Annotated in this window: 29 protein-coding genes; 13 read left to right on the top strand and 16 right to left on the bottom strand. The window is 38.6% G+C overall.

Annotated elements, in window-relative coordinates:
* Positions 1-58: 58 nt before the first annotated feature.
* On the top strand, positions 59-595 hold the full coding sequence (locus AC0VYH_RS03600; protein ID WP_475373302.1) for a GNAT family N-acetyltransferase: 537 nt from the start codon (positions 59-61) through the stop codon (positions 593-595).
* 89 nt (positions 596-684) lie between these two features.
* Here AC0VYH_RS03600 and AC0VYH_RS03595 read toward each other — a convergent pair whose 3' ends face one another.
* Positions 685-1965 carry an MFS transporter gene (locus AC0VYH_RS03595; RefSeq protein ID WP_475373301.1) on the bottom strand — a complete coding sequence of 427 codons (1281 nt, stop codon included), beginning with the start codon at positions 1963-1965 and terminating at the stop codon, positions 685-687.
* A gap of 206 nt (positions 1966-2171) precedes the next feature.
* Here AC0VYH_RS03595 and AC0VYH_RS03590 point away from each other — a divergent pair, with 206 nt between their 5' ends.
* A complete protein-coding gene (locus AC0VYH_RS03590; protein WP_194220197.1) occupies positions 2172-2705 on the top strand; it encodes an RNA polymerase sigma factor SigX in 534 nt (177 codons plus the stop codon).
* Positions 2705-3925: a hypothetical protein gene (locus tag AC0VYH_RS03585; protein ID WP_475373300.1), complete on the top strand. Its 1221-nt coding sequence runs from the start codon at positions 2705-2707 to the stop codon at positions 3923-3925. Before AC0VYH_RS03590 ends, AC0VYH_RS03585 begins: the two co-directional genes overlap by 1 nt.
* A gap of 41 nt (positions 3926-3966) precedes the next feature.
* On the opposite strand, the gene AC0VYH_RS03580 is transcribed toward AC0VYH_RS03585, so the two are convergent.
* From AC0VYH_RS03580 to AC0VYH_RS03570, 3 genes are all read right to left on the bottom strand, one after another.
* Positions 3967-4449, bottom strand: coding sequence for an endolytic transglycosylase MltG (locus AC0VYH_RS03580; protein ID WP_430246792.1), 483 nt, complete (start codon positions 4447-4449; stop codon positions 3967-3969).
* Positions 4442-4645, bottom strand: coding sequence for a hypothetical protein (locus tag AC0VYH_RS03575; protein ID WP_194220200.1), 204 nt, complete (start codon positions 4643-4645; stop codon positions 4442-4444). Before AC0VYH_RS03575 ends, AC0VYH_RS03580 begins: the two co-directional genes overlap by 8 nt.
* Before the next feature lie 300 nt (positions 4646-4945).
* Entirely contained in the window at positions 4946-5572 is a 627-nt protein-coding gene (locus tag AC0VYH_RS03570) for an NUDIX hydrolase (protein WP_430246794.1), read from the bottom strand.
* A 237-nt stretch (positions 5573-5809) separates the two neighbouring features.
* On the opposite strand from AC0VYH_RS03570, the gene AC0VYH_RS03565 reads away from it, so the two are divergent.
* Positions 5810-6211 carry a BsuPI-related putative proteinase inhibitor gene (locus AC0VYH_RS03565; RefSeq protein WP_430246796.1) on the top strand — a complete coding sequence of 134 codons (402 nt, stop codon included), beginning with the start codon at positions 5810-5812 and terminating at the stop codon, positions 6209-6211.
* A gap of 64 nt (positions 6212-6275) precedes the next feature.
* Here the strand turns inward: AC0VYH_RS03565 and AC0VYH_RS03560 are convergent, their stop codons facing one another.
* The gene (locus AC0VYH_RS03560) at positions 6276-6944 is read right to left on the bottom strand and encodes a DUF1836 domain-containing protein (protein WP_430246798.1); all 669 of its coding nucleotides are present in this window, start codon (positions 6942-6944) and stop codon (positions 6276-6278) included.
* 167 nt (positions 6945-7111) lie between these two features.
* Here AC0VYH_RS03560 and AC0VYH_RS03555 point away from each other — a divergent pair, with 167 nt between their 5' ends.
* A complete protein-coding gene (locus AC0VYH_RS03555; RefSeq protein WP_475373299.1) occupies positions 7112-7600 on the top strand; it encodes a hypothetical protein in 489 nt (162 codons plus the stop codon).
* Between the two features lie 52 nt (positions 7601-7652).
* On the opposite strand, the gene AC0VYH_RS03550 is transcribed toward AC0VYH_RS03555, so the two are convergent.
* The 5 genes from AC0VYH_RS03550 to AC0VYH_RS03530 form a co-directional block, all read right to left on the bottom strand.
* The gene (locus AC0VYH_RS03550) at positions 7653-8648 is read right to left on the bottom strand and encodes a zinc-binding dehydrogenase (protein ID WP_475373298.1); all 996 of its coding nucleotides are present in this window, start codon (positions 8646-8648) and stop codon (positions 7653-7655) included.
* A gap of 22 nt (positions 8649-8670) precedes the next feature.
* Positions 8671-8967: a Dabb family protein gene (locus AC0VYH_RS03545; protein WP_475373297.1), complete on the bottom strand. Its 297-nt coding sequence runs from the start codon at positions 8965-8967 to the stop codon at positions 8671-8673.
* Between the two features lie 137 nt (positions 8968-9104).
* A complete protein-coding gene (locus AC0VYH_RS03540; protein WP_430246802.1) occupies positions 9105-11075 on the bottom strand; it encodes a hypothetical protein in 1971 nt (656 codons plus the stop codon).
* Positions 11076-11107: 32 nt separating this feature from the next.
* Positions 11108-12376 carry an ATP-grasp domain-containing protein gene (locus AC0VYH_RS03535; RefSeq protein ID WP_475366553.1) on the bottom strand — a complete coding sequence of 423 codons (1269 nt, stop codon included), beginning with the start codon at positions 12374-12376 and terminating at the stop codon, positions 11108-11110.
* A 358-nt stretch (positions 12377-12734) separates the two neighbouring features.
* Positions 12735-14867: an ATP-dependent Clp protease ATP-binding subunit gene (locus AC0VYH_RS03530; RefSeq protein ID WP_475373296.1), complete on the bottom strand. Its 2133-nt coding sequence runs from the start codon at positions 14865-14867 to the stop codon at positions 12735-12737.
* Positions 14868-15215: 348 nt separating this feature from the next.
* Between AC0VYH_RS03530 and AC0VYH_RS03525 the strand changes: the two genes are divergently transcribed.
* Positions 15216-15680 (top strand): hypothetical protein, encoded by a 465-nt coding sequence (locus AC0VYH_RS03525; RefSeq protein WP_475373295.1) that lies wholly within the window; start codon positions 15216-15218, stop codon positions 15678-15680.
* Here the strand turns inward: AC0VYH_RS03525 and mnmH are convergent.
* Positions 15643-16704, bottom strand: coding sequence for a tRNA 2-selenouridine(34) synthase MnmH (gene mnmH, locus AC0VYH_RS03520; RefSeq protein WP_475373294.1), 1062 nt, complete (start codon positions 16702-16704; stop codon positions 15643-15645). The genes AC0VYH_RS03525 and mnmH overlap by 38 nt on opposite strands.
* Before the next feature lie 115 nt (positions 16705-16819).
* Between mnmH and ymzB the strand changes: the two genes are divergently transcribed.
* The 3 genes from ymzB (at position 16820) to AC0VYH_RS03505 (ending at position 18146) form a co-directional block, all read left to right on the top strand.
* Positions 16820-17167: a protein YmzB gene (ymzB, locus tag AC0VYH_RS03515; protein ID WP_475373293.1), complete on the top strand. Its 348-nt coding sequence runs from the start codon at positions 16820-16822 to the stop codon at positions 17165-17167.
* 107 nt (positions 17168-17274) lie between these two features.
* A complete protein-coding gene (locus tag AC0VYH_RS03510; protein ID WP_475368396.1) occupies positions 17275-17640 on the top strand; it encodes a DUF4870 domain-containing protein in 366 nt (121 codons plus the stop codon).
* Positions 17641-17948: 308 nt separating this feature from the next.
* Positions 17949-18146: a DUF2188 domain-containing protein gene (locus tag AC0VYH_RS03505; RefSeq protein WP_194220213.1), complete on the top strand. Its 198-nt coding sequence runs from the start codon at positions 17949-17951 to the stop codon at positions 18144-18146.
* 107 nt (positions 18147-18253) lie between these two features.
* Here AC0VYH_RS03505 and AC0VYH_RS03500 read toward each other — a convergent pair whose 3' ends face one another.
* The 4 genes from AC0VYH_RS03500 to AC0VYH_RS03485 form a co-directional block, all read right to left on the bottom strand.
* Positions 18254-18634: a KGG domain-containing protein gene (locus AC0VYH_RS03500; protein ID WP_194220214.1), complete on the bottom strand. Its 381-nt coding sequence runs from the start codon at positions 18632-18634 to the stop codon at positions 18254-18256.
* Between the two features lie 169 nt (positions 18635-18803).
* Entirely contained in the window at positions 18804-19244 is a 441-nt protein-coding gene (locus AC0VYH_RS03495; RefSeq protein WP_194220215.1) for a macro domain-containing protein, read from the bottom strand.
* Positions 19245-19335: 91 nt separating this feature from the next.
* On the bottom strand, positions 19336-20106 hold the full coding sequence (locus AC0VYH_RS03490; protein WP_475373292.1) for a GNAT family N-acetyltransferase: 771 nt from the start codon (positions 20104-20106) through the stop codon (positions 19336-19338).
* Between the two features lie 3 nt (positions 20107-20109).
* Positions 20110-20808 (bottom strand): AIM24 family protein, encoded by a 699-nt coding sequence (locus AC0VYH_RS03485; RefSeq protein WP_283152995.1) that lies wholly within the window; start codon positions 20806-20808, stop codon positions 20110-20112.
* Positions 20809-21025: 217 nt separating this feature from the next.
* On the opposite strand from AC0VYH_RS03485, the gene AC0VYH_RS03480 reads away from it, so the two are divergent.
* Both AC0VYH_RS03480 and cls read left to right on the top strand, forming a co-directional pair.
* Positions 21026-21433, top strand: coding sequence for a DUF948 domain-containing protein (locus tag AC0VYH_RS03480; protein WP_283152996.1), 408 nt, complete (start codon positions 21026-21028; stop codon positions 21431-21433).
* Between the two features lie 51 nt (positions 21434-21484).
* The gene (gene cls, locus AC0VYH_RS03475) at positions 21485-22984 is read left to right on the top strand and encodes a cardiolipin synthase (protein WP_475366548.1); all 1500 of its coding nucleotides are present in this window, start codon (positions 21485-21487) and stop codon (positions 22982-22984) included.
* A gap of 63 nt (positions 22985-23047) precedes the next feature.
* On the opposite strand, the gene AC0VYH_RS03470 is transcribed toward cls, so the two are convergent.
* Entirely contained in the window at positions 23048-23608 is a 561-nt protein-coding gene (locus AC0VYH_RS03470) for a GNAT family N-acetyltransferase (protein WP_475373291.1), read from the bottom strand.
* Positions 23609-23853: 245 nt separating this feature from the next.
* On the opposite strand from AC0VYH_RS03470, the gene AC0VYH_RS03465 reads away from it, so the two are divergent.
* Positions 23854-24414 carry a histidine phosphatase family protein gene (locus tag AC0VYH_RS03465; RefSeq protein ID WP_475373290.1) on the top strand — a complete coding sequence of 187 codons (561 nt, stop codon included), beginning with the start codon at positions 23854-23856 and terminating at the stop codon, positions 24412-24414.
* Positions 24414-24635, top strand: a complete 222-nt coding sequence (locus tag AC0VYH_RS03460) for a hypothetical protein (RefSeq protein WP_430246823.1) — start codon at positions 24414-24416, stop codon at positions 24633-24635. Before AC0VYH_RS03465 ends, AC0VYH_RS03460 begins: the two co-directional genes overlap by 1 nt.
* The last annotated feature ends 1 nt before the right edge of the window (position 24636 follow it).

The following is a 24636-nucleotide window of genomic DNA, read 5'->3' as shown; positions in this document are numbered from 1 at the left end:
TAAGCCCTCCACCCCGTTTTCACATATGCATATGGTAAAGTAACGGGTGGTGAACGCATTGAAAGAATTCCCTGAAATTCAAACTGAACGCCTTGTTTTAACAGCACTTAAAGAAGAAGATCGTAGTTCACTTTTTTTCATATTCGCAGATCCACTTGTCACCTATTATGATGGTGGAAAAGTTATGAAAACCTCTACACAGGCCCTTCACTATATACGTGCTTTCAAAGATACCACATCGATATCTTTGACCAATACAATACGTTGGGGTGTCCGATTGAAGACCTCAAACAAATTAATTGGTACGGCAGGTTTCCAAAACTGGGATCGCACCTCTTCTAAAGCAGAAATTGGTGCCATTCTGTCTCGAAATTACTGGAGGGGTGGTTATGGAGCCGAAGCAGCAAAAGCCGTTATAGAATACGGTTTTGAACAAATGAAACTTCACAAAATTTATGCGCAAACAATAGAAGACAACCGTGCCGCTGTTAAGCGTTTAGATGAGCTTGGCTTTCATGAAGAAGGACGCTTTCTAGATCACGTCTATTTAAGAAATCAGTATTATCATGTGCTCGTTTATTCTCTATTCCAATAAAATCTAATAGTAATTTCCTTACTTCCACTTAATTTCCTTCAATGTGCAAAAAAAACGCTTCTTCAGATAATACCTGAAGAAGCGTTTCTTTATACTTGTTTACTAGGCGGTGGAGACATAAATGCAACAATTGTACCGAGAATTGGAAAGATAAGTATAATCAATAATATTTCTGTATACCCTCCAAAAACGTCAAAAGCAATACCAAATGGAAGTGGTCCAAAAGCAGAGCCTATGACCATCGTCGTTGTCGCAATTCCTTTAATACTCCCTAGATGTTCCCTACCAAAATAATTCGGCCATATAATGTTTAATGTAATCCGTTCAATACCTCCAATCATTCCCCAAAGAACGGCAAACACAATAGCAAGTAAATAAGTATGCACCTGAGTTAACAATAAGATAAATACCATTTGGCCAATAAACGATAAACCAAGAACAATATGAACGTTCACGCGCTCGAGAATAAATCCAGAAGCCATTGTGACAGGGAAGCCAACAATCGCCATGATACTCAATATGATGGCAGCTGTACTTCCTGGTACACCTTGCTCACCTAGAATAGAAAATAAGTGAAAAGTTAAACCGGTATTGACAAGTGCAGGAATACTAACGCAAAAAAGAATAAACCAAAATGCTCTCGTTCTCATCGCTTCTTTCACAGTCCAATTCGTTTCGAAGCCCTCTTCTTGCTCCTCTTCTTCCATTTTCTCTTCTCGACGTTGTGCAAGTCTTTTCTTCGAAATAGCATTATCAGGAAGAAGTCCGATGTCTTCAGGTTTATTTTTAACAATAAAAAACACAACAGGTAGAAAAATAACAATGAGTGCGAGTCCAAGTATTCTCCAGGCACTTTCCCATCCAAACGTTGTAATTAGCCATGTATTAAGTGAAGGAAAAGAAGCTGAGCTTAAAAAACCACCAATAGCCATAAAGCTAAGTGCTCGCCCACGCTTTACTACAAACCACTGAGGCACAAGTGTATTCGGAATTAACGTCATTGAACCTTGTCCGAATAAACGAAGCATAAAAAAACCAATAAATAGCATGACAGGTCCAATAACAAAGCTATTCCAAAAACATGCGACTGCTAGCAAAGCCCCCATTATGAGCATCATTCGCCGCTGTCCATGTTTATCTACTAATCTCCCTACAACAAATAACAATAGTCCAGCCGCCAGCGTAGCAGAAGAATAAATGCCTGATACAAGCGATCGCCCCCAGCCAAAATCTTGAATGTAATAGTCAATGAACACAGATACGGCGTAAGTTTGACCTGGTCCTGAAAAAAAGACGCCAATGGCTGCTGCCATCACAATATACCATCCATAAAAAAAGGATAAGTTTTGCTGCTTCGAAAATAACTGCATCCAATAACTCCTCTCAAGCTGTCATTAAATAACATTCTATCGAAGAAAAGCTAAATACTAAAACACTTTGCTTTGTCATCCATATATCGTTATTTTGATTCATTCCTACAACCTCAAAATAGATTGTTCTATTTCTTTTTGTAATCTTGCTGTAACCTTTTAAGTAGATATATCGTTTTAATAAATAGAAGAAGGAGGGCTGAAGAATGGATAAGACATTTGAACGTTTATATGATCGCTACCACACGAACTTATTTCAATTTTTATTCTATATGGTAAAAAATAGAGCAATTGCGGAAGAGTTAGTGCAAGAGGTTTATATTAACGTGCTACGTTCTTATGACAAGTATGAAGAACGCAGCAATGAGAAGACATGGTTGTTTGCCATTGCGAGAAATATAGCCATTGATTATTTACGTACACACAATCGAAGAACCTCAAGGTGGCTTAGTAAGTTCGATTTTAACAAGCAGCAGCCAACTGATGAATCTCCACTTCCGGAAGAAATCCTACTTCAAAAAGAAGAAGTCCAAGCCATTTATAAATGTTTAAGAGAATGCACACTTGATCAGCAACAGGTGCTAATTCTTCGCTACATTCAAGAGCTGTCGATAAACGAAACAGCCGAAATATTAAATTGGAGTGTTAGTAAAGTGAAAACAACTCAGCATCGGGCTATTAAAGCGCTCCGCGATCTAGTAGATGATCCATCCAAAAACCAACTAAAGGGGGTCTTATGATGAGTGATCGAACAAAATCCCTTCTTTCTCAACTACCTGAAGTCAAAGATCATAGAAGCAAAGAATCGATCTATCACAACATCGAGAAAAAAAAGAATGAACAATCACAAAGACATCGAACAAAGAAGAAAACGCCATGGATTATTCCTAGTATTGCCGCTATTGTGGTCCTATTCCTGGCCGTTCTAATTACGCCTGGTCTCTTCAATCAAAATGATAACTCTTCTAATATGGCCATTACACAATCAGACTCAAACAATTCAGATACAGCAAACTCTTCAGCCTCAGGAGATGATTCAAAATCTGAAAGCACAACATTAGCACCTACAGATGAGAAATCAGATCAAACGAGTGATACTGTTAAGGAAGAGCCGCCAACACTCACAAGAGAACCGACTACTTTTGACAGCTACATTCCAGCATTTCAGCAGTCTGAAGGAGCAAACGTTGTCGTTTCTTTCCCAGATCCTGAAAGCTTACTTCTCATTCCGCTTTCATTTACTTTAGATGAAAACAAAAGCATACAAGAAAACTTAGAAGAAATTTTATCTACTTTTGATGTTTCGGAATTTGGTCTTGAACGCTCACCACTAGTTGATACAACTCTAGATTTGATTGATACTGATGGAATTAAAACACTCATAGTTAGCTTTAAAGAGCCTGGTGATAGCCTTTCATCGACGGAATCAATTATGATAAACGATAGTGTTCAACAGTTAGCGAAAAGTCTCGGTGCCGATCAAATCAATTGGCAAACGAATGGAGAGGAAGGCTACACTCTCGGAAATTTCGGTTCAGCTGACACGACAGTGAATCAAAAACCTTCTCCATATTACCTATATGAATCAAGTTCTGAATTACGTTTTCTCGTAAAAGGACCATCCCTTTCAGGTGAAGAAGGTGCTGAACTCGATGTCGCTCTCTCGCTTATGAAAGAAGGCGATCCTAACGTGCCCTATTATATGCCAGCGATCCCTCCTAACGTAGACATCTATTCATTCGACGGAGACGGTGCTGAAGCAACAATTACCTTTACGGAAGAAAGTGAATTTCAATCAGAAGAGGAAGCGATGCAAACAATCGAAGCCATAATGCTTACCGCTTCTCAATATAACTATCAGACGATTCGTTTTGAGAACACTGGCTTTGATCAAATCGGTGGATATTCACTCGATCAATCCCTAACCATTCCTTCTTCTCCCAACGCTATTTCGAAATGAAAATAAACAAAACACCCGGCAATTTATGCCGGGTGTTTTGTTTATCTAGTAATCTCTTCCACTATATCTGCAGAAGACATATCCGTTTGAAGTTCATATTCACCTGGCTGAACTGCCATTTCTTTGTCCATGTCTCGAAGCGATTTAATAAAATCATCCGATTTCTTTACTAGCTTCTTGTCTTCTAGACTTTGAGCAACTTCCTGACTAGTCATTCCTTCCTTAATAGTAAAGGTGATTTTCTCAGGTTGATCAGAGACTTTTTCTTTCTCTGCCTTTTCTTTTGGAGCCTGATTTTCGCTCACTTGTTGATTCTGAGTCACTTCTTTTTCTTTCAAAGAATCATACTCTTCCTTTTTAACCATAACCATGCCTTTTTCTTCTAAATGCTGTTCAACGGCAGCTTCTGTTAACTTATTGCCATCCTCTGCTTTTGCTGGAGAAAACAAAAAGTAATAGGCCGTTAACAAAAGCGCAGCGAATAAAAGACCAGCCCCAATTCCTTTTGCTTCTTGCTTACTCATTAGGACCACCACTTACAGATTTTGTTTTGCTTTCTAGCATTTCAGTACGTTTCTTAACCGTTTTCAACTCTTTCATTAAGTTGATATAAACGTCATCAACCTGACCTTTCACTTCTTTAGCGTAGTCCTTAACAAAATACGAGTAAATAAAGAAACCAAGTGAAGCGGCAAGTAAAACAAAAATAATCGTTAACATTGCTTTTCCCCCTATTAAATGTTTGGCATTCTCTCTATGTATTGCACTTATTATAATCCAACTAAATTCTTTCGCGTCGATCTGTAGGTTTTTGTCGTTTTTAATTTAAACTTATCACCTATAGTAAATAAGTTAAGTTACCTAATAAATATATAACCTAGTAAACTCATCAAAGTTTCAACATTCCGAAAAAGGAAATCACAAAAAAACTAGAAAAAACCGACATAAATCGACCTTTTCTAGTTTACCTATATTTGCTTCAATTGACAATAGTCCTTTAATGGAAAAACGCTTCTTCTCTTATTCTTCATTCACCAATTGAATGAAATGATACAGTATTCTTGCCGTCATCCCCCAGATGACATAGTCACGATAATAGTAAAAGAACTCCGGCATACTTGAGGATGACCAATTATATTCTTCACCATTCGGAATAAGATGAAACGGGAATCCTTCATCTGGCTGTACATGTACACGTATATCATGTCGCTCTGGTGGGTGATTCTTAAAATGAGATAAAGGAACTGTAAACACTTCCTCTACTTCATCTGGATTAGGTGATAATTCAGAGTCTGATTGGATCATCCCCGCAAACGGGTATACGATAGATTGGAATGATGTAACTAGGAAATCAAGTTCTCCCATTACAGTAACTTCTCTTTCTAAAACACCGAGCTCTTCACAAGTTTCTCTTACTGCTGCATTTTTCGGGTTTTTGTCGTGCTGATCTACTTTACCACCCGGAAAACAAACCTCTCCCGGCTGTCTTCTTAACGACCGTGCTCGAACTTCAAATAATACATGTAGCTCTCCATTCCGTTCTATTAAAGGCAAGAGAACGGCAAATTTATAAAAGCGCTCATTTCCAAGGACTTCTGCACTTCTGCCATTTATCCTAGCTTGAATATCTACTAACGATGGCTTCATTCTATCGAACTCCTTCTGTAGAACTTATCTCACTCTATTATATGGCATTTATAACGGTATATCCTCCACTTTGTCTTTGAAGATTGAAATAAGGTTTTAAGTTCATTCCTTTGAATTGTAACTTTCAAGGATGTCACCTCGTCTAATAAACAAAGGAGTGATGGGATGCTTAAATATGTGATGATAGGAACAATGGTACTCCTTACTTTGACCGGATGTGGAGAGGAGAACGCAACTATGAATACAAACAACAATACAAGTGAGCAAGTATCTGGTTCTTCTGGCATAGTAGCTGGATCTCTTGAACCTACTCTGCAGCTTGAAACAACGGAAAGCGGAGCGGCAACTTTCTTATATCGTATTCAAAACCAAACAGAGAGAGTCCAATCTATCCACTTTCCAAGTAGTCAAAAGTATGACTATACACTTTCGAATGAGCAAGGAGAAGTAATTAAAACCTATTCCGCTACCAAAAGCTTTTTGAAAGAAGAAGAGAACGTTACATTAAAACAAGCTGAATCACTCGAGTACTCCATTATTGTAGATGAACTTACACCAGGATCCTATACACTAGAAGTTTGGCTAGCAACAGATGGAGAAGGCCAGTTCAAACAATCCATTGATTTTACAATCGATTAAAACAAAACGAGCTGGCGCCTTTTATGAGGTTCCAGCTCGTTCTTTCTTCCTCATTCATCAGTTCTTATTTCCAAACATCATCAAGGTATTGCTTCGATAACGTTTGATAGTAAGCAGCTTGAACAGAGAGTGCGGCAGAAATAAGTAGTTTCTCAATATCTTTTTTTTGATTTTCCGTTACTTCATGGAAAACATTAGACAACTCAATTGACTTCTTTTTAAACTCTTCCTTTGAAGGTTTTATTTTCGTATGAATCACTTCAAAAAGCTGCGAGTACGCAGTATAAAAGGTTAATGGATCGATTAAGTCATCATTTCGATCCGCCGGGTTATTAAAAGCAAATTTCAATAGAAGGCGGATGCTTTCGAAATCGTGCGTATTCTTCAAGTCTTCTACAATAAATAAAATTGCCGCTTGTTCTATTGCGTATTTCTTACCTAATTGTGGTGGACCAATCCACTCTTTAATATCTCTTTTCACCCAATTTTGAACAGCAGTGGATCGGAAACTTGCATACTCTAGCTGATTACCAAGCGTTACAATTTCATTAATAGATAAGCCGAAAGCACCTTCAGTCACTTTCAATAACTTATCAAAAATAGCTGGTATTTCTGTTCTTCCTTTTCCGGACCTTTTCATCGCTCTCAATAAAATTTCATCTGGCTTTTCCTCTGCGCGAATCGTCTGAAGAAAATTTCCCATTTCAGTTCTAGTTAAATAAAAGTCTCTCATCTTCCACCTCTACATTTAAGGTCATTTGAACTTATCGTATAGTTTCTTTATGGAAATTTCAAGAAGGGCACACATAAATGAGATATTTGGGCTCAAAATTGCACTTGTGTTAGTAACTGATTCATATCTAGGTGAATATCCTGTGTTGTGTAAAGGAGGAATCGCTTATGAACATGTACGGGAACCAAATGAATCAGAACGTTCAAGGTGCGATGCAGGGACATTCTCCGAATCAGGCAGTTCAAGGAGCCATGCAGGGTAATCAAATGCCTCACCAGGCAGTGCAAGGGGCCATGCAGGGGCCGAATATGCAAAACAACGCCGTTCAAGGGGCAATGTTTGGAGAAGAAAAACAGCTTATGGGTGATATGAAACAGTTATGCAAAAGGTATAACACCTATCATGCTAAAGTAAGAATGCAGGATGGGATGGAGTATGAAGGAATTATTATGGACTCAGATGATGAGCACATGGGTATGATGATCCCTCAAGAAGTAGAAGAAAGCGAAGGTCAAGATACGGATAGACAATATGGCCGCTATCGCTATCGCAGATTCGGGCGCTTTTTCTTTCCTTTAGCTGGAATTGCAGCTCTTAGTCTCATTCCTTACTATCGCCCCTATTATCCCTACGGCTATCCGCCATATTACTATTAAGAAAAAAGGAAGCCAAACGGCTTCCTTTTTTCTATGAATATTTCAAAAAACACTACCTCATACTTAATGAAATTTTCCCAAATTGGGAACTATCACTCAAATGAGCAAAAGCCTTTTGAATATCGTCAAAAGAATAGACTTCATCCATAATTGGCCTGATAGAATGTTCATTTACGAAAGATACCATCTCTAGAAATTCCTCAGCGCTTCCCATCGTTGAGCCAAGCAAGTTATATTGGCCGTAAAAAAATGAGCGCAAGTCAAATTCAATTGCATCCCCTGTTGAAGAGCCGAAAATAACAATGGTTCCACCCTTTTTCAGTACTCCGAGAGATCGATTGAACGTAGCTGCACCGACACTTTCAATAACCAAATCAACGTTTTCACCCTCAGCTGCTTCAGTCCAATCCTCTTCATCGGCAAGAGCTCGATCTGCACCAAGTCGAAGAGCGGACTTTCGCTTAGATTCACTTCTGGAACTAACAATCACTCTCGCACCAGCCGCTTTCGCAAACTTAAGCAAGAACGTTGCTACGCCTCCACCAATTCCAGGAATAAAAACAGTTTGTCCTCTTCGAAGTTGCCCTCTTGTAAATAATGAACGATACGCCGTTAATCCGGCCAAACCTATGACAGATGCTTCTTCAAAGGTAAGGTTTTCTGGCTTTTTCACAGCATTTTCAGCTGGAACAACGATCGTTTCAGCAAATGTACCATCACCTGGAAAGCCTACAATTTGAAATCCAGCTGGAGGAACAGGAGAATTCTTTTCCCAACCAAGACCGGGGTTAATGATCACTTCATCACCTTCATGAATCTCATCAACGCCTTCACCAACTGCAACGACAACACCAGCACCGTCTGAACCAAGAATAACGTCTGGATCTTTCGGATCGTGACGATCTGGTATAAATAGATCTCTGTGATTTAACCCCACTGCCTTTAGTTTAATCTTCACTTCACCTTTGCGAGGCTCCGACTCGACAATATGATCTTTAAGCGATAGCCCTTTATGACCTGCTTCATTGCCATGAACAAATCCTTTCATATGTAAAAGCTCCTTTCCATATTTATAGACATTCGAAATCTAGTGCAAGGACATCTCTCATTCCAACCTCTTTCAAGTATGCGACTACTTCTTGGTGCGCCGGGTGTGGACCATATGCTTCTAGCGATTCTTTTGATTCAAACCGAACCGTTAGAGCACTTTCGAAGCCCTGACTACGATCAGTGAAGTTATTTCCTGCTTGAATATCAATAATTCCAGGAATTTTCTCCTTAACTTGAATTAATCTTCTCATGCCCTCTTCTTTCTGATCCATGGTCGTTTCTTCACTGAATTTAAATAAAACAACGTGTTCAATCACTCTATTTCCTCCTTCTTATATCAAGCCTGTCAATTCAATATGACAAGTTAAGTTAATCAAAAAAAGCGCCAGGAAACAAATGATATCCCTGGCACCTCTGCTTATATATTTCCCCAAAAACCGTGATTTATAACCTCTTATTTACTTAGCCAGGTATACTCGTGTCCCCAGCTATCTATTGCGAGTGATTTCACAATTGAGATGTGCTCGGCTTCAACCGCATACGCATCTCCTTGTTCATAAGGATTATAATGAAACGCATATAAACGCGATGTAAATTCTTCAAATGGTAGCGAGCTTTCTCCTGAAAGCTCCCCTTTTCCCATAACAGTGGATTCAATTCCCTGACCCCAATTCTGGGAACCATCATTATTAGGATTATAAAAATAAACGCGATACTCTCCATCAGGACTCTTTGCGATTCTTTGGATGGAAACAGCATGGAACCCAAGCATTTTTCCATGAACATTCGTAATGAAGATCCCAACTGGATTCGGATAAATTAATTCGTATTCATCGTTGTATTCAGGATGATGCGTCGCATAAAACAATCTGACGAAACCAGGATAGTCTGTTACGCTGCCAGTAATCGGCTCGATAACGGTACTAAAGCCTTTTTGAACCCAATTTCCATAAAAAGCAGGGTTGACCCAGCGATGTCCATCTTCTCCTCTTAGCGCTACTCTGCTCATCATCTCACTGTATATTCGATCGAGATGTGGAACGAGTACAAGCGACACCGGGTCAAGCTCTGGGTGAAGATCAGGAGCGAGACCACCTTGAAGATCTTTCGAATGAATTTGAACACCTTCAAACACCATATCAATGTCACCATCTCTTGCAGCTCTTGGAATGATCTCAAGTAGATAGCCAGGAGCATGCTGAGCCCATAGGCTTATTCCTCTTGCCGCTTGACATGTTGGATTAAGTCCTTGACCAACACCGAGCGGCTGTCCAAGGACGCTAATGACACCTGCAAGCAAAATGCTATTAGCCGTTAACCCTTCACCTTCTCCAACTGTATTGAATAATGCGCTTCGAACTTCTGGACGTATATCTAGCTCAATCATACGTCTTAATCCAGGCATAACTGGAGAAGCCGAAAGCACCCCTCTCTCTAATAACAATGCTAATCCATAGACGGATTGGCAAGTAGACGGAAAAAGCGCAACTTTAATGAGCTGATAAATAAGCTCCCCATGTTCTTCAAGATTCGCCTTCCCCTTCCCAGTTAATTGAAGTAATACAGGTAGAAGGTGAGGTGATTTTCGACTTAAGAAGCGAGCAAGCACACTATGGTGTGGAGAACAAAGACCGGTTTTTCTCATAGAAAGACCGAGTAACTCACTTTCTCTTCGAAGCTCTTCTGTTGATAGTCCCATCAGTTGTTTACGGTATTCATTCGGCAACTGATAAGTGTGACTTAATTCAGAAGGGCCTTCAATCGAAGCCACGTATCCTTCAAGAGTAGACCGCTGCTCTTCACTGGTTTCTGACCTCAACATTTCCTTAGCCATTTTAATCATGGACACTGTTCTTTTAACCGTAATTGGTCGTTGAGCGGTTAAACGTTCAATCTCATAGATCAGTGTTTCTGATAAAGCACTTGAAGAGAGATACTGTGATATAAATTGAAACAGCCTCTGTGTTTCAATCGTATTCTCCTTCTCCTCGATTCGGGAAGCTTCTGAAGCATTTGGGAAAAGGATATCTAGATTTAACGCCATAACTTCATTTAAAAAGTCCATCGCCATTTCTTGTGAGACCTTTGGATGACTTCCCTTTCCTTCCGCAATCGCAAGCATACGCAGATCGCTAAGCATTTCGATCACGTAAGGAAGACCCTTTGCTTGAAGCGATCCTGCAACAAGAGGCGGCTGGAGCTTTGAGGGATCTTCCCATGGACCATCCTGGAATACTCCCGCTTCATCAAAACGTTGAGCGTATTGATATAGAAACTCAAGACCTTCATCGGTTTCCAAAAGCCGATTCGCTTCCTGGAAAACGTCTGTCTGATAGCGAGATTTCGCATAGGATGGTGCTTCTTCAAGACGAGTGAGTGATCTGGAAAACCTTGCAATCTTTCCTTCTGTTACTTCAGATGGCATGCTAAATTCTCCTTTATGGTAAAAATAATTATCTACAGATAGAAATCATATTTTTCGTAGTCTACAAGTAACCGCGTCATCTCCGCACTGTCATCTCCGAAGAAGAAAATGGTCCCATAATGATTACCGAAACCGACCCGCTCAGCTACTTTCCCCTGCGGAGGAGTAAACATATCATGCTTCTCAAAGAATTGATGTTCCTCAAGCTCTTCAGGAATATTTAATTCCTCAATGTAATTCACATGTGGATGTACCATTAAACAACCCGCATATCCCATAGCTTCATCTTCGCCAGGAAAGAATTTTCTTAACTCTTCTTCAGTCGTATTTGGATCACTACATAGAATTTGAGCTTCATAAGCACTAAAACCGTAAGCGCGTTCAATTAGATCAAAAATATGGCCACCTGGTACTCTAGCAGCTACTTCTCCGAAGTGAAGTGTGCCATCAGGCATAATGAAATACTCAGGATGAATCACGCCGTTCTCCACTTCGAACGCTTCGATTAATTGTTCAATCGCTTTCCGGATAACGGGACGCTTCTCTTCAAGAGAAGGAGAAGGTGGAACAAAGTTTGAGTACCCAAGTTTTACGTATTCTGTTATATTAAGAAATTGAATTTTCCCATCATGTACAAAAACCTCACATGAGAATTCCTGCCCATCCAAATGACTTTCCATTAATAAAGGAAAATCAGTATCTGTTAATGCATCAATATCTGCAGGATCATCGATGGCTCGATGTCCTACTGAACCAGCCTTATCTAAAGGCTTACAATGAATCGGCTCGTATTTATCTCCATCCACTTTCAAAAGAGCATCGTTGACCCTTTTAAGAAAGCGCTTTACATCTTCCTTGTCTCTTGCTTCTTCGAAAACACCTACTTTAATACCAGCCATCTGTGCCTTTCGTTTCATCATTCCTTTATCTCTTAACAATAAAGAACGGTTAAATAATCTAGGCTCTTCTCTAAAGCGAGAATTCAGAGCTCCTGCCCATTCCACACACTCTTCATAAAGGGGGACAGCAACCTCTGCGCCTAAAGCTTTAAGTTGCTTATAGAGTTTGTCTGATCCTTCATTCAATCTATCAAACTCCCAACCTACGAAAGTGATGTCATGCTTCTCGGCATAATCCTTAAAATCAGGAGGACCAACCACTACAAAAGGCCGATTCAACTTGTCACAGGCCTCAATTGCGGGAAGACTCCATCCAATCAATGCTGTTAAATATGGAATTGTCTTTCCTTCTGGCTGACTTTCTTGTAACGTCTGGTTCATTTCTAGTTGATCCAGTTCCATTTTGTTCTCGCTCCTTTATGAAATAGTAGAGAAGTCTTTCCTGACCTTCCTTATCTAACGTAGCAGATTTGAAGACTAATTTTAACTAATATTCTGACTTTTCGACCTATAAATACAAAACAAGTCACAATACTTTACCATTCGACAACGCTATAGAAAAAGTACAGTCAGGATACCATAATTATACCTTCCCTCTTTTTGTAAAAAAGTAACAAAAAAATCCATAGAAACAAAGTTTTTTCTTTTCTTTTTTGAATTCACTCGCGAATGAGCCAAAAATCGAGATATCAACAATATAAGCTACTATAGCTAATAAAAAAGAAAGCCGCTCCATTGGAACGACTTTCAAGAATGTGACTTATTTTTCTTTTGATACGACGAGTTTATCTTCTACAACTTCAACTGTAACTGACTGAAGGTCTCCCTCATCCACTAGTATATCGGCAATACCATCTTCAACATGTTCTTCGATCACTCTGCGAAGTGGTCGCGCACCAAACTGCGGATTATAGCCAAGTGAAGCTAACTTCTCTTTCGCTTCATCGCTAATTGTAAGAGAAATATTCTGTTCCTCGAGACTCTCATTCAAATCTTCAATCATTAAATCAACGATTGTAACGAGGCTGGATTGTTCGAGTGATTTAAATGGAATAATTCCATCAAATCGATTCAAGAACTCGGGTCTAAAGTAACCACCAAGACTCTCCATCACATCCGTGTAGCTTTCAGCTGATTCAAAACCAACTGTAATTCTGCGCTCTGATGTTCCAGCATTACTTGTCATAATAATAACCGTATCTTTAAAGCTAACAGTTCTACCTTGACTATCAGTTAAACGTCCATCATCAAGAATTTGTAAGAACATATTTTGAACATCAGGATGAGCTTTTTCAACTTCATCAATTAATATGATGCTATATGGCTTACGTCTTACTCGCTCGGTTAATTGCCCAGCTTCTTCATGACCAACATAACCAGGAGGCGAGCCGATTAACTTAGATACAGAGTGTTTCTCCATATACTCACTCATATCAAGACGGATCATGGCTTCACGATCACCAAACATTTCTTCTGCAAGTGATCGGGATAGCTCTGTTTTACCGACTCCTGTTGGTCCAACGAATAAGAAGGAACCTATTGGGCGGTTTTGACGTTTCAATCCGGCACGACTTCTGCGAATCGCTTTAGCGACTCTATTTACGGCATCTTCCTGACCAATTACTTTCGCATTAAGTCGATCCGCAAGATTTTTCATTTTCGTTTGTTCATCTTCGCGAAGTTTCCGTACTGGAATACCTGTTTTTCCTTCTATAATGTGTTGAATCTCTTCAAGAGACACTAAATGATTCACACTTGATTTATTTTTCAGCGATTGCTCAAGCTGCTCCTCAAGCTGTAATTCTTCAGTTCTTAACTTGGCAGCACGCTCATAATCTTCTGCTTCGGCTGCTTTATTTTTTTCAGCAGCTATTTCTGTTAGACGTTGCTGAATTTCATCGTGGCTAGACTCTGCAAACGTTAAGTTCAATTTCGCCCCAGCTTCATCCATTAAATCGATCGCTTTATCTGGCAAGAAGCGGTCTTGAATGAAACGATTAGACAATGTTACACATGCTTTAATGGCTTCATCTGTGTACTTGACTTCATGATAGTCTTCATACTTAGACTGCAAACCTTTCAATATTTCAATGGCTTCATCTACCGTTGGCTCATTAACCATAACTGGTTGGAAGCGACGCTCAAGCGCTGCGTCTTTCTCAATCTGGCGATACTCTTTGAGAGTGGTTGCCCCAATTAACTGAAGTTCACCTCTAGCTAACGCTGGTTTCAAAATGTTACCTGCATCCATTGAGCCTTCAGCAGATCCAGCTCCAACGATTTGATGTAGTTCATCCACGAACAAAATAACATTCTTTCTACTTTGAAGCTCAGAAATTAACTGTTTCATCCGCTCTTCAAATTGACCACGAACACCTGTGTTTGAAACGAGTGAAGCTACATCAAGTAAATAAATTTCTTTGTTTTTTAGCTTAGAAGGGACATTGCCCTCTGTTATCCGAAGAGCAAGACCTTCCGCTATGGCTGTCTTCCCAACACCAGCTTCCCCAATCAAGACAGGGTTGTTTTTATTTCGGCGGTTTAACGTCTCAATCACTCTCGATACTTCATTCTCTCTCCCGATAACCGGATCAATTAATCCAGCTTTTGCGGCGTCAGAAAGATTTCGTCCCAAGTCATCAAGTAAGCCACCTTTTCCATTTCCAAACTCGGTTTGCGGCCCCTCCTGTTGTGCGTTAAATCCATGTTGACCTGATTGGTTCATAAAGGATTGAAAGAACTCATCCATTTGACCTTTTGGTGATGATGCAGTTTGACCATTCATCACTTTTGCGTAACACGTACTACAAAGGTGTACTTGTTTCTTATTCTGATTCATCTGGACATTAAGTTGAACCGATGCTTGATTTTGTTGACAATGATCACAAAGCATATGATGGCCTCCTTATAATATATATAACGTACATTTTATGAAATTAAGATAAAAGGTAAAAGATACTCGCTTTGACTTTGACTATCTTTGACCTTGTAACTATATTATAATTTGACTATCTTTGACTTTCAAGTCTTTTGCTCATCCAAATTTTATTTTTTTCTAACTGATTAACGGCTCAGGAAAATATCATTCATATATGGTTCTTAAAAATATTTGTAATATTTGAAATAGAGGAATTTTTTCAGAGGTTGGATAATAGATTGTAATAACTACTTTTCGACAAAGGGGTATACAAGTTTACTAGTACGGTAACAATGATGATAGATTACAAAGGGAGGATATCTTATGAATGATTCAGTCTATCAATTGATTGTTGAAACAACCGTCAAACGAGTGCCTAGCTGTCACGAGACGCCTGAGGATTTCTTCATTGCCATTGATGATCGGGAATATCCATATTTAATCTTACCCACGCCTAAGGAAATGTTTGATAATGATGATGTGTTCACAATTCGTTTAATTCCGGATGCCCTCAACAAATTTCGATTTGAATTGGACAACTCATTCACCAAATTATCCTTCAGACGCTTTTCTACCTTCTTTGATGATAAAACATACTACTTTGGCCCCGACGACAATATGTTGATTCATTTTCTAAAGTCGCCCGTTTACAGAAGCTATGTCGCATGGGTAAGTCACTTGTATTTTAAACGCATTGATGACCTTATTGAACGGTATAACAATGAACAGCTTCCTGAAGAAAGAAAATCCATTAAAGCGAAACTTTCTCGCCTTCTGATCGAAGCTTAATCTCGAAGCGATCTACTTCATTCTGGACAAGTTTAGTTCCTTCCTCAAGTGAATCATACGTTAGGTTAATAATGTTACCTTCGTTCTCATATGCTTTGTATTCATAACGAGGATCATAATAATAAATCAGGAGCCGTTCAACAATCAAGGCATAGTCATTCTCAGCAAGAGCATCGGCAATTACTTCTTTATCTTCATTCGAAAATCGCTTCTCAATTTTGTTAATAGCTCCTGTGATTTCTTCGTGATGATGTTCAGGATGATACGTATTTAAGATCGTACGAATTCGATAAGAAAGCGGGGCGTGGACTTGTATACGCGTCCCTTTTTGTTTGCCTTCTAAAATAAACTCTGGAATGATAATATTTCCAAGTCGCTTACTTTCAGATTCAATGATGTAATAAGACGTTTCTCCAATTTCTCCTAATCTATGGTATAGCATGGCTTCAAATTCTTTTTGACTTCTTTCAGGCAAATCAACTCTTCCAAATACAGAACCTCGATGAGCTGCAAGTCCCTCAAGATCAAGAACAGGATAGCCCTTCTCTTCTAAATCATTCAGTATTTCAGTTTTAGATGTACCGGTTAGTCCTTCCAATACAAGATAGGGTGTCGTCTGATTCGCAAAGTATTCTAAACCAGCCGTCACTTTTTGTCTGTAGGAACGAATACCTCCTTCTAGCTGTCGGCATGGCAGTCCCATCATGTCAAAAATAACTGTCAAACTTTTACTTCTCATTCCGCCTCGCCAGCAGTAAATAGCAAATTCTTTACCTTTTGTTATTTCCTTCGCTCGTTTATAAAACTCAGGAAGTAAGGGCGATACAAGAGAAATCCCTAATTCCTTCGCTGCTTCAGTTCCTTTTTTCTTATATGTTGTTCCGACAATTTCTCTTTCTTCATTAGAGAAAATAGGTAGGTTCACAGCACCTGGGATATGAAACTTTTCATATTCTGCCGGTGTACGAACATCCAATAAGAGCATCTTGCTTTCCAAAACTTCATCGATTGTTATTGTTTTCATGACATTCATCCTTTATATATTTACATAGCACAAGTATATCATCATCTCTTTGCCAAGTTCATTTGTACTGTTTATCCAATGTATAAATGGGGAAATTTGATAGTGAGGTGATACAATGAATGCGTCAACTATGCTAACAGAAGTTCGTAACACGCTTACTGAATGGGTAGGCGGACATCTTATCATTGAGAAAAAAGAACAAGACGATCTCGATAAAACCGTCATGAAACTCGAAGATTTTGTATTTCAACACAGAGGGGAGACCGTCGATGATTACACGGCTTCGACACTCCTTCAACTTAAAGGCGAAGGCAAAGTCATTTCAGACGAAGCTACAGCCCCTCTTCCACACTCCACTTTTGAAATTCCTTTAGAAGATATAAACGATGTTAAAAAGCATTCAGACGAGCTGATCGTACTTACAGAACGCGCGTCTTATCACATCAACTACAATTCCAATTAAAGGAACCAAAGGTGGTTCCTTTTTTTGTTGCCTACTTTATTAAAGGCATATCTCAAAATAATGAGTAATATGCTGATCATAGATGAGCTATATAGGGAGGTATTGAGATGGATAATAAAGACGTAACAACGGTTCCTGATCAAACAATAAGACAATGGGCTATGTATGTTCATCTCTCCGCATTGAGTGGTTATTTAATTCCTCTGGGACATATTATTGGTCCAATCATCCTCTGGTCAATTAAAAGAGAAGATGAACCGTTTATCGATGATCAAGGAAAAGAATCCATTAACTTCCAAATAAGTATGACACTCTATCTAGTCATTGCTGGGATCTTAAGTCTAGTCCTTATAGGGCTTATCCTTCTCCCTATTCTACTTGTCATGCACCTTATCTTTATTGTGATTGCATCGGTCAAGTCGAATCAGGGCACTTTATATCGCTACCCCTTAACCATTCGATTTGTATCTTGAATTTTCAAGAATTTCAAGCGTTTACACATAATTTAGGTATGTCCATGTTATAATGAAACTAAACTTATGATGTGGAGGGTCTGCTCTTGGCTGTTAAGGAAAAAGAATGGAACCGTTTTACTGTATGGGCACTTGCCTTTATGGTTTGGATCGTTCCTATTGCTTTTGTTATTGGTTTCTACATAATTTCACGTCCACAGTAAAACCAGCGTCAATGCGCTGGTTTTTTTAATTCTCTTAAAAGCAGGTTTTATCACTACTTATGATGGGAATTGTTCCTTATACACAGCTTAAAGGAGGATTTATTCATGAAGGAATTTACAGTAGCACCAAATAAAGATGTAACAGGTTGGTATGTTAAAATTGAGGACGTCGCTCCAACAGACCTCTACGATATGCGCTCAACAGCTATTGAAAAAGCAGAGGAAATGGCTAAAGGAGATTCTCCAAGTCGCCTATTGATTTTAAATGAACAGCATGAAGTTGAAGAAGAACGCTCATTTTAATCTACATAAAGAAGCCCTCCGTAGCTTACGGAGGGCTTCTTTATTTTTATTTCAAATAGGATTTCATTAAAAAGAACGAAGGGAAATCCCTTCGCTCTTTACTGTTTCTATTTGTTTCCGCCGCTCTTTTTTCCACCCTTTTTCCCAATTTCCTCATAGAATTCTTTATCTTGATTTTTGGATGTTTGGTTTCCACCTTTTTCTCCAATTTCTTGATAAAACTCTTTATCGTGTTCTCGAGCGGTTTTCTTACCACCCTTTTCTCCAATTTCCTCGAAGAATTCTTTATCATGCTCTTGAGCCGTTTTATTACCGCCCTTTTCTCCTATCTCTTGATAGAACTCTTGATCATGCTCTTTTGCTGTTTTTTCTCCACCTTTTTCTCCAATATCCTGATAAAACTCTTTGTTATGTTCTCTTGATGTTTTTTTGCCACCTTTACGTCCTGCTTCTTCTCTGCTCATTTTGTCATTACTATTGTTAGCCATTTAAAAAACCTCCTCTAGTAATTTTTTTACATCTTGCGCTACACTTGTTGTATTCCACCTTACTCAATTGATAAACGGGAAAATGGTTTCTTTTTACATTTTTGATTCTATCTTACTAATACTAGTTCTTATCCGACAAAAAACGCTCCCAACATTGGGAGCGTTTAAATTAAGAATAGTAAACATGGATTGGTTTCTCATATTTCTTAGAAAGTTTCTCAAGAGACTTTTTGACATTGATCAAATCGTCTTTATCAATGCCACAGCCGATTTTGATTTTAAACCCTTTTTCCTCGAACGGTTTCAGTTCCTTTATCATATGTTCAAATGATTTCAACCAGGCGGGATAATTGGTTTGAAGTCCAGCTGGCTTATACTGTCCATACAGATTAGCAATAATACGCTTATTATCTCGACTTAAAGCAAACGAGCATTTACCTAACTTCTTCTTCGGAGAAAACGGAAAGTCTTCATCTGCTTTAGCGGCTTCAGGGTACGTTTCTTTTACTGATTTCGCAATGCCAACATCCATTGCATTAAAACAGTCGCATTGATGTGCAATTACAGTACAGTCACTTTTAAGAAGGTTGCCTTTTTCAAAACGAATCATACATGCACTCTCCTTCGTAAAGAACCCTTTTGTATGATTATAATGAAAATTCTATTAATTTCAATAGGAATATTTTACTTCCTTCAGCATATTATGATAAGTTTCGCACTTCTGAACTCGCTTTTGTATACGTAACTGTATGAAAAACTGGATGACAGTCATTATATTGAAATATTTGTTGCATTGGTTTGTTTTCTATACCTGTACTACCTATATAATAAGTGGCGCCTTTTTCTTGCAAAAGAAACAAACCCAGCTGATGTAATAGCTTTCCGAATCCTTTCCCACGCTGCTGGGGCAATACACCCATGTAAAATAGTCTACCTTCTTCTTCCGTGCCCGGTTCGATAATTGGAATAACTACGCCTAAGAGGTATTTATTCCAATAAACAGAATAGCAGCTAGATTTGTACTGCTCACCAATTTCTTGCTTCATCGCTTCATACTGCATTTCGATAGGGTGAGCGGAAGGAGCATTAAGTGATCCCTCTGAACAGGCTTGCCACAATTCAAGAAAGAGTTTGATATCCCTCTCATCAACTAGCTTATAAGTAATACTACTATTGTGATTAGAATGCATTTTTTCCATTTGAAAACTTTTATAATAGTCGATGGACTCAGACTTTAAAGCAAAAAAATTATTTTCTAGCACCTGTATTTTTAATTCGGAGCATGCTTCTACCGTTACCGTACAGTGAAGAACCTCTTTTGATTCTAGAGCAACATTCAACCGATCAAGTAACAAATCAAATTCAGGACTACTCTTGAGTTTATCTACACCTTCGATTGAAAGGTAGTAAGGTCTTCCATCAAGTAATTTGACACCTAGCTGTTTTTCATGTTCATTCAATGAGAAAACCATACGTTACCCCTGATTATTTTGCATATATACTTCTTCAAATGGTTGAACGACAACAAACCCTTCTCCTTCAAATCTCATTTGAACCGATTCACCACTGCCTCTTCCAAAGAAGGACTTCAGCGACACATCTGTTTGAAAATTCGGCTGCAATTGACCTGACCAGGCAACCGTTGCATTAGGATCTGTAATGACTGGTTTTCCCGGAGTTACTCGAATTGTTAGTGGTTCATAGTGGCTTGTAATGGCAACCATTCCCGGACCCTGACAAGTGACATTAAATAATCCACCTGCCATCATTCCAGTAATCCGTTTCATCATTTTGATATCCCACTGGATGCCATCTTCAAATGCGAGTAAATCGTTTCCATTTACGCTAATTGATTCACCATGTTGCAAATGTAGGATGGAAATCTTCTTCCCAGAATCCGCCAGATATAACTTGCCATTTCCCTCAGCTTTCATTAATGAAGCTCCCTCACCTGTAAGGGCTTTTTTAAACATCTTCCCGAGGCCGTGTTCAAGAATTCCCTCTCTCTCGAATTTAATCTGACCGTTGTAAGTAATCATAGCACCAGATTTCGCCCACACACGCCCTGCGAGATTAACTTCTAACATCCTTGGCGTTTCTAACTCGAAAAATCCTTCTCCTTTATCTTTTTGTTCTGTTGATTGAATAAATTCTTCTATTGAATATCGATTCATTTTCATCTCTCCTTCTAATTAACTATTACGAATAGCTACTGCAAAACGTTTCAATTTTCTACTTAATTTTCAGTTAAATACGAACTCTTACTACTCATTTATTTGTATTTAATAAATAAATTCTGCTTATACTCATCTCTTTTTCATCAAATTGTTTGCACATATCATGTTAAGGGTAAGGTAACATTAACTATAATCGCAAGTAGGAGGTTATCATATGGTTATCGTTTACATTAGTATTGCAATCGTAGTTCTTTCACTTATTTACCTGGGATACATAGCCCTTCAAAATTTCAAAGAAACCAAAAAATCTTTAAATGATTTATCTGAGACCGCAGCGAGGTTTCAAGAAAAAGTAGATAAAATCACTGAGGAAACAAATCAATTAACAGCGACCACTACAACCATTTCTGAAGGCATCCAATCGAAAAAAGAAACCGTTCAAGGCGTAATTCAAGTTGCCAAAGGCACACCTGAACCCTTTAAAAACCTTGTTTCATCAATTAAAAACACGCCAAATCCGCAGCGTGAAGCTAGAGATTCACAGTTAACTGAAATTGGTGATCAACTTGTTGACTTATGGGGAAGATATCGTCTAAAACGGAAATCAAAACATGCGGAGTAAGGGCTATGCCCTTACTTTTTTTGGTCAAATTCAAATGAGGTGGGCTATATTATGAAACAAGCAAGACAAATCATTTTCTTTCTTCTAATGACAACTTCACTTTCGATCATCTTGTTCACATCACTATCACCATCATGGAAATGGGCTGCAGGTATTCTTTATGTAGCCATTCTAGTTTCTATTTTATTCGTACTTTTACTAGAAGGTAGATCTCCATACAAATCGCTTTTATGGATATACGTATTAATCTTCTTTCCCATTGTAGGTTATGTTTTCTTTTTATTTTCTGGTCAACTAGAAGTAAAGGGACATTTATTTAAAGAGAAACGTACGAACGGCCTTGAATTTTTCAAGAAGTACGTAAACTTTCCAGCTTCTGAAAAATGGCATGACCTAAGTGAGCGAAACCAAAATTTCTCAAACCTTATTGCCACGATGGTTGCAAGTCCTATTAGTATGAGATCCACAACGGACCTCTTGCTAAACGGTAGAGAGACGTTTACGGCGATTAAAAATGAAATTCAAAAAGCTGAAACGTACATACATATGGAATATTATACGTTTCGTTCGGATGAACTCGGACTCTCGATCATTGACCTACTCGTTAATAAAGCCAAAGAAGGTGTGGAGGTAAGGGTTCTTTATGATTCAATCGGAAGCCATAACCTTTCAAGAGCTTCTAAAACAGCCCTAAGGGAAGCTGGTGCAAGTGTACAGCAATTTCTCCCAATTAAATATGGATTCGTCAATCAAACCATAAATTTTCGAAATCATCGTAAGATCATTGTCATTGATGGTAAAGTCGGTTTTGTAGGTGGCTTAAATATCGGTGACGAGTATGCTGGAGATATGAATCAAATGGGGTTCTGGCGTGATTCTCACCTACTTGTTAAAGGAGAGGTGCTTTCTGCCCTCCATGGCGTTTTCTTAATGGATTGGTCCTATATGTGTGGTGAGGAACTCCTAAATGGCAAGTACCTCGAAACATATGATGTCGAAGGTGATGGTGGTTCTCAGCTTGTGGCTAGTGGGCCAGATACAAAACGAGGAGCTATGTCCGATCTATATTTCAGTTTGATAACTTCTGCAAAAAAAAGAGTTTGGATTGCTACTCCTTACTTTGTTCCAAACAAAGCCATCCGTACTGCTCTAGCCATGGCTTCTATGAGAGGTATTGAAGTGAGACTCATTGTTCCTGAAGTAAGTGACGGCTTTCTTACCCAATACGGAACAAGATCCTACTTCTCAGAGCTTCTTGATTATGGGGTAGAAATTTATATGTATCGAAAAGGATTTCTCCATCAAAAAATTATGATTGTTGATGATGATCTGGCCACAATCGGCACAGCAAATATGGATATGCGTTCATTGAATTTAAATTTCGAAGTAAATATGTTTCTTTTTCAATCCAAAACGGTTCATGACCTTGTAGCAGCTTATCAAAATGATTTGAATGATTCAGTAAGCGTGACAAAAGACTCTTATAGTAAGCGTGGACTTAAACACCGCACAAAAGAATCTTTCGCCCGACTGTTTTCACCAGTATTATAACGAGAAGGTACTATCAACGTGAGGTATTTGATTACTATGAAGCTGCATGATTTTAATCAGATATTATGGACGAGAAGATTCCCATTCACTTTTTAATAAAGAATACATGATTAGATTCATATACTCTCCACCAGCGAGAACATAATCACGCAATAGTCCTTCTTGTTGGAATTCCAGTTTGGTTATAAGTTTCCTCGAAGATACATTGTTTGGATGAATCAATGCACCAATACGATTCATATCTAACTGCTGAAAGGCAAAGGGAATGATGGCTGATAAAGCTTCCGTCATATACCCCTTTCCTTCTTCAGTTTGTTTTAATTCATATCCTATTTCAATGCGATTGACTCGCTTGGCCCAATTATGAAAGCCACAAGTACCAATCAACTCTCCCCTCTCTCTAACCTCTATTCCAAATCGCATCGCCTGTCGTTGCTCAAACCCTTTCTTAAAGCTCATTAACATTCCTTCTACTTCTTCAAGACCGCTCATTTGCTCACTTCCGTAATATTTCATCGTGTGAGGATTCGAAAATATCGACAATAACACAGGAGCATCATCTTCTCTTAATTCTCTTAATCTTAATCGATTTGTAGTTAGTTCTGGAAAACTCTCCATCTCCATGCCATCCACTCCTATATCTCATTTGAATTATTTACACCCAATAACACTTCATATAAAAAAATGCTTAAAGAATGGCTGGCATTCTTTAAGCAAACAGGGGGTAAAACATCTCTTAAAAAAGGGGTCTATCTTATAACGAATAAGCGCTATTAAAAGTTTCAATATTCTATGAATAATTTTCTTCACTCTACCTGAATGGTAAAATAGATTATAAGCACGCTCAAACGATTCTAGGAGTGATCACATTGAAGAAAAAAATATACTTGGTCAGACATTGTAGCGCCTCAGGACAAGAATCTACTGCTTCCTTAACGGCAGAAGGACGCAATCAAGCGACTCAATTAGCACAATCTCTTGGACATATTCCATTTGATAAATTATATAGTTCACCTTTTAGACGTGCCCTTCAATCGATCGAGCCACTCGCTCTTCAATTAGATAAACCAATTACTATTGATGATCGGCTAGAAGAGAGAAAGTTATCTGCTGTTCCTATTGAAAACTGGTTAGAAGAACTTGAGCAAACATTTGTGGATCTGTCTTACACCATTGAAGGCGGAGAATCAAGCCAGCAAGCCATTTCTAGGAGTATTGCGGTTTTAAATGACGCCCTTCTCTATACGAAAGAATATTGTCTTGTCATGACACATGGGAATTTATTAACCTTAATACTGCATCATTTTAATAAAGATTATCAGTTCAACACATGGAAGAAACTTCGGAATCCAGACGTCTTCTGCCTTACTTTTCATAATAATACGATCGAATCCATTCAAAACGTTAAGTTATCGGGGGAACCATTGTAATGTCTCAACTCTATTCTCGTTTCCACTGTTGCGCTACTTGCATTCATTTTGAAGTGGTGAAAGCAGAAACAACAAGCTATCGATGCGCAAGACTCGGCTTTGAAACGAAGCCTACCTACCAGTTTAACTGTTGGGAACCAAAAGAAGTTGTTAAGAAAAAAATGGAGAAAGAGAAATCACTAGAAAAGGTGGATGATCCTTCTTCTAAGAAAACTGAGTGAA

Source organism: Anaerobacillus sp. QJM3NY_32 (assembly GCF_056173645.1).
The sequence above is the reverse complement of the archived record's forward strand: the minus strand, read 5'-3'. Positions and strand labels throughout refer to the sequence as shown.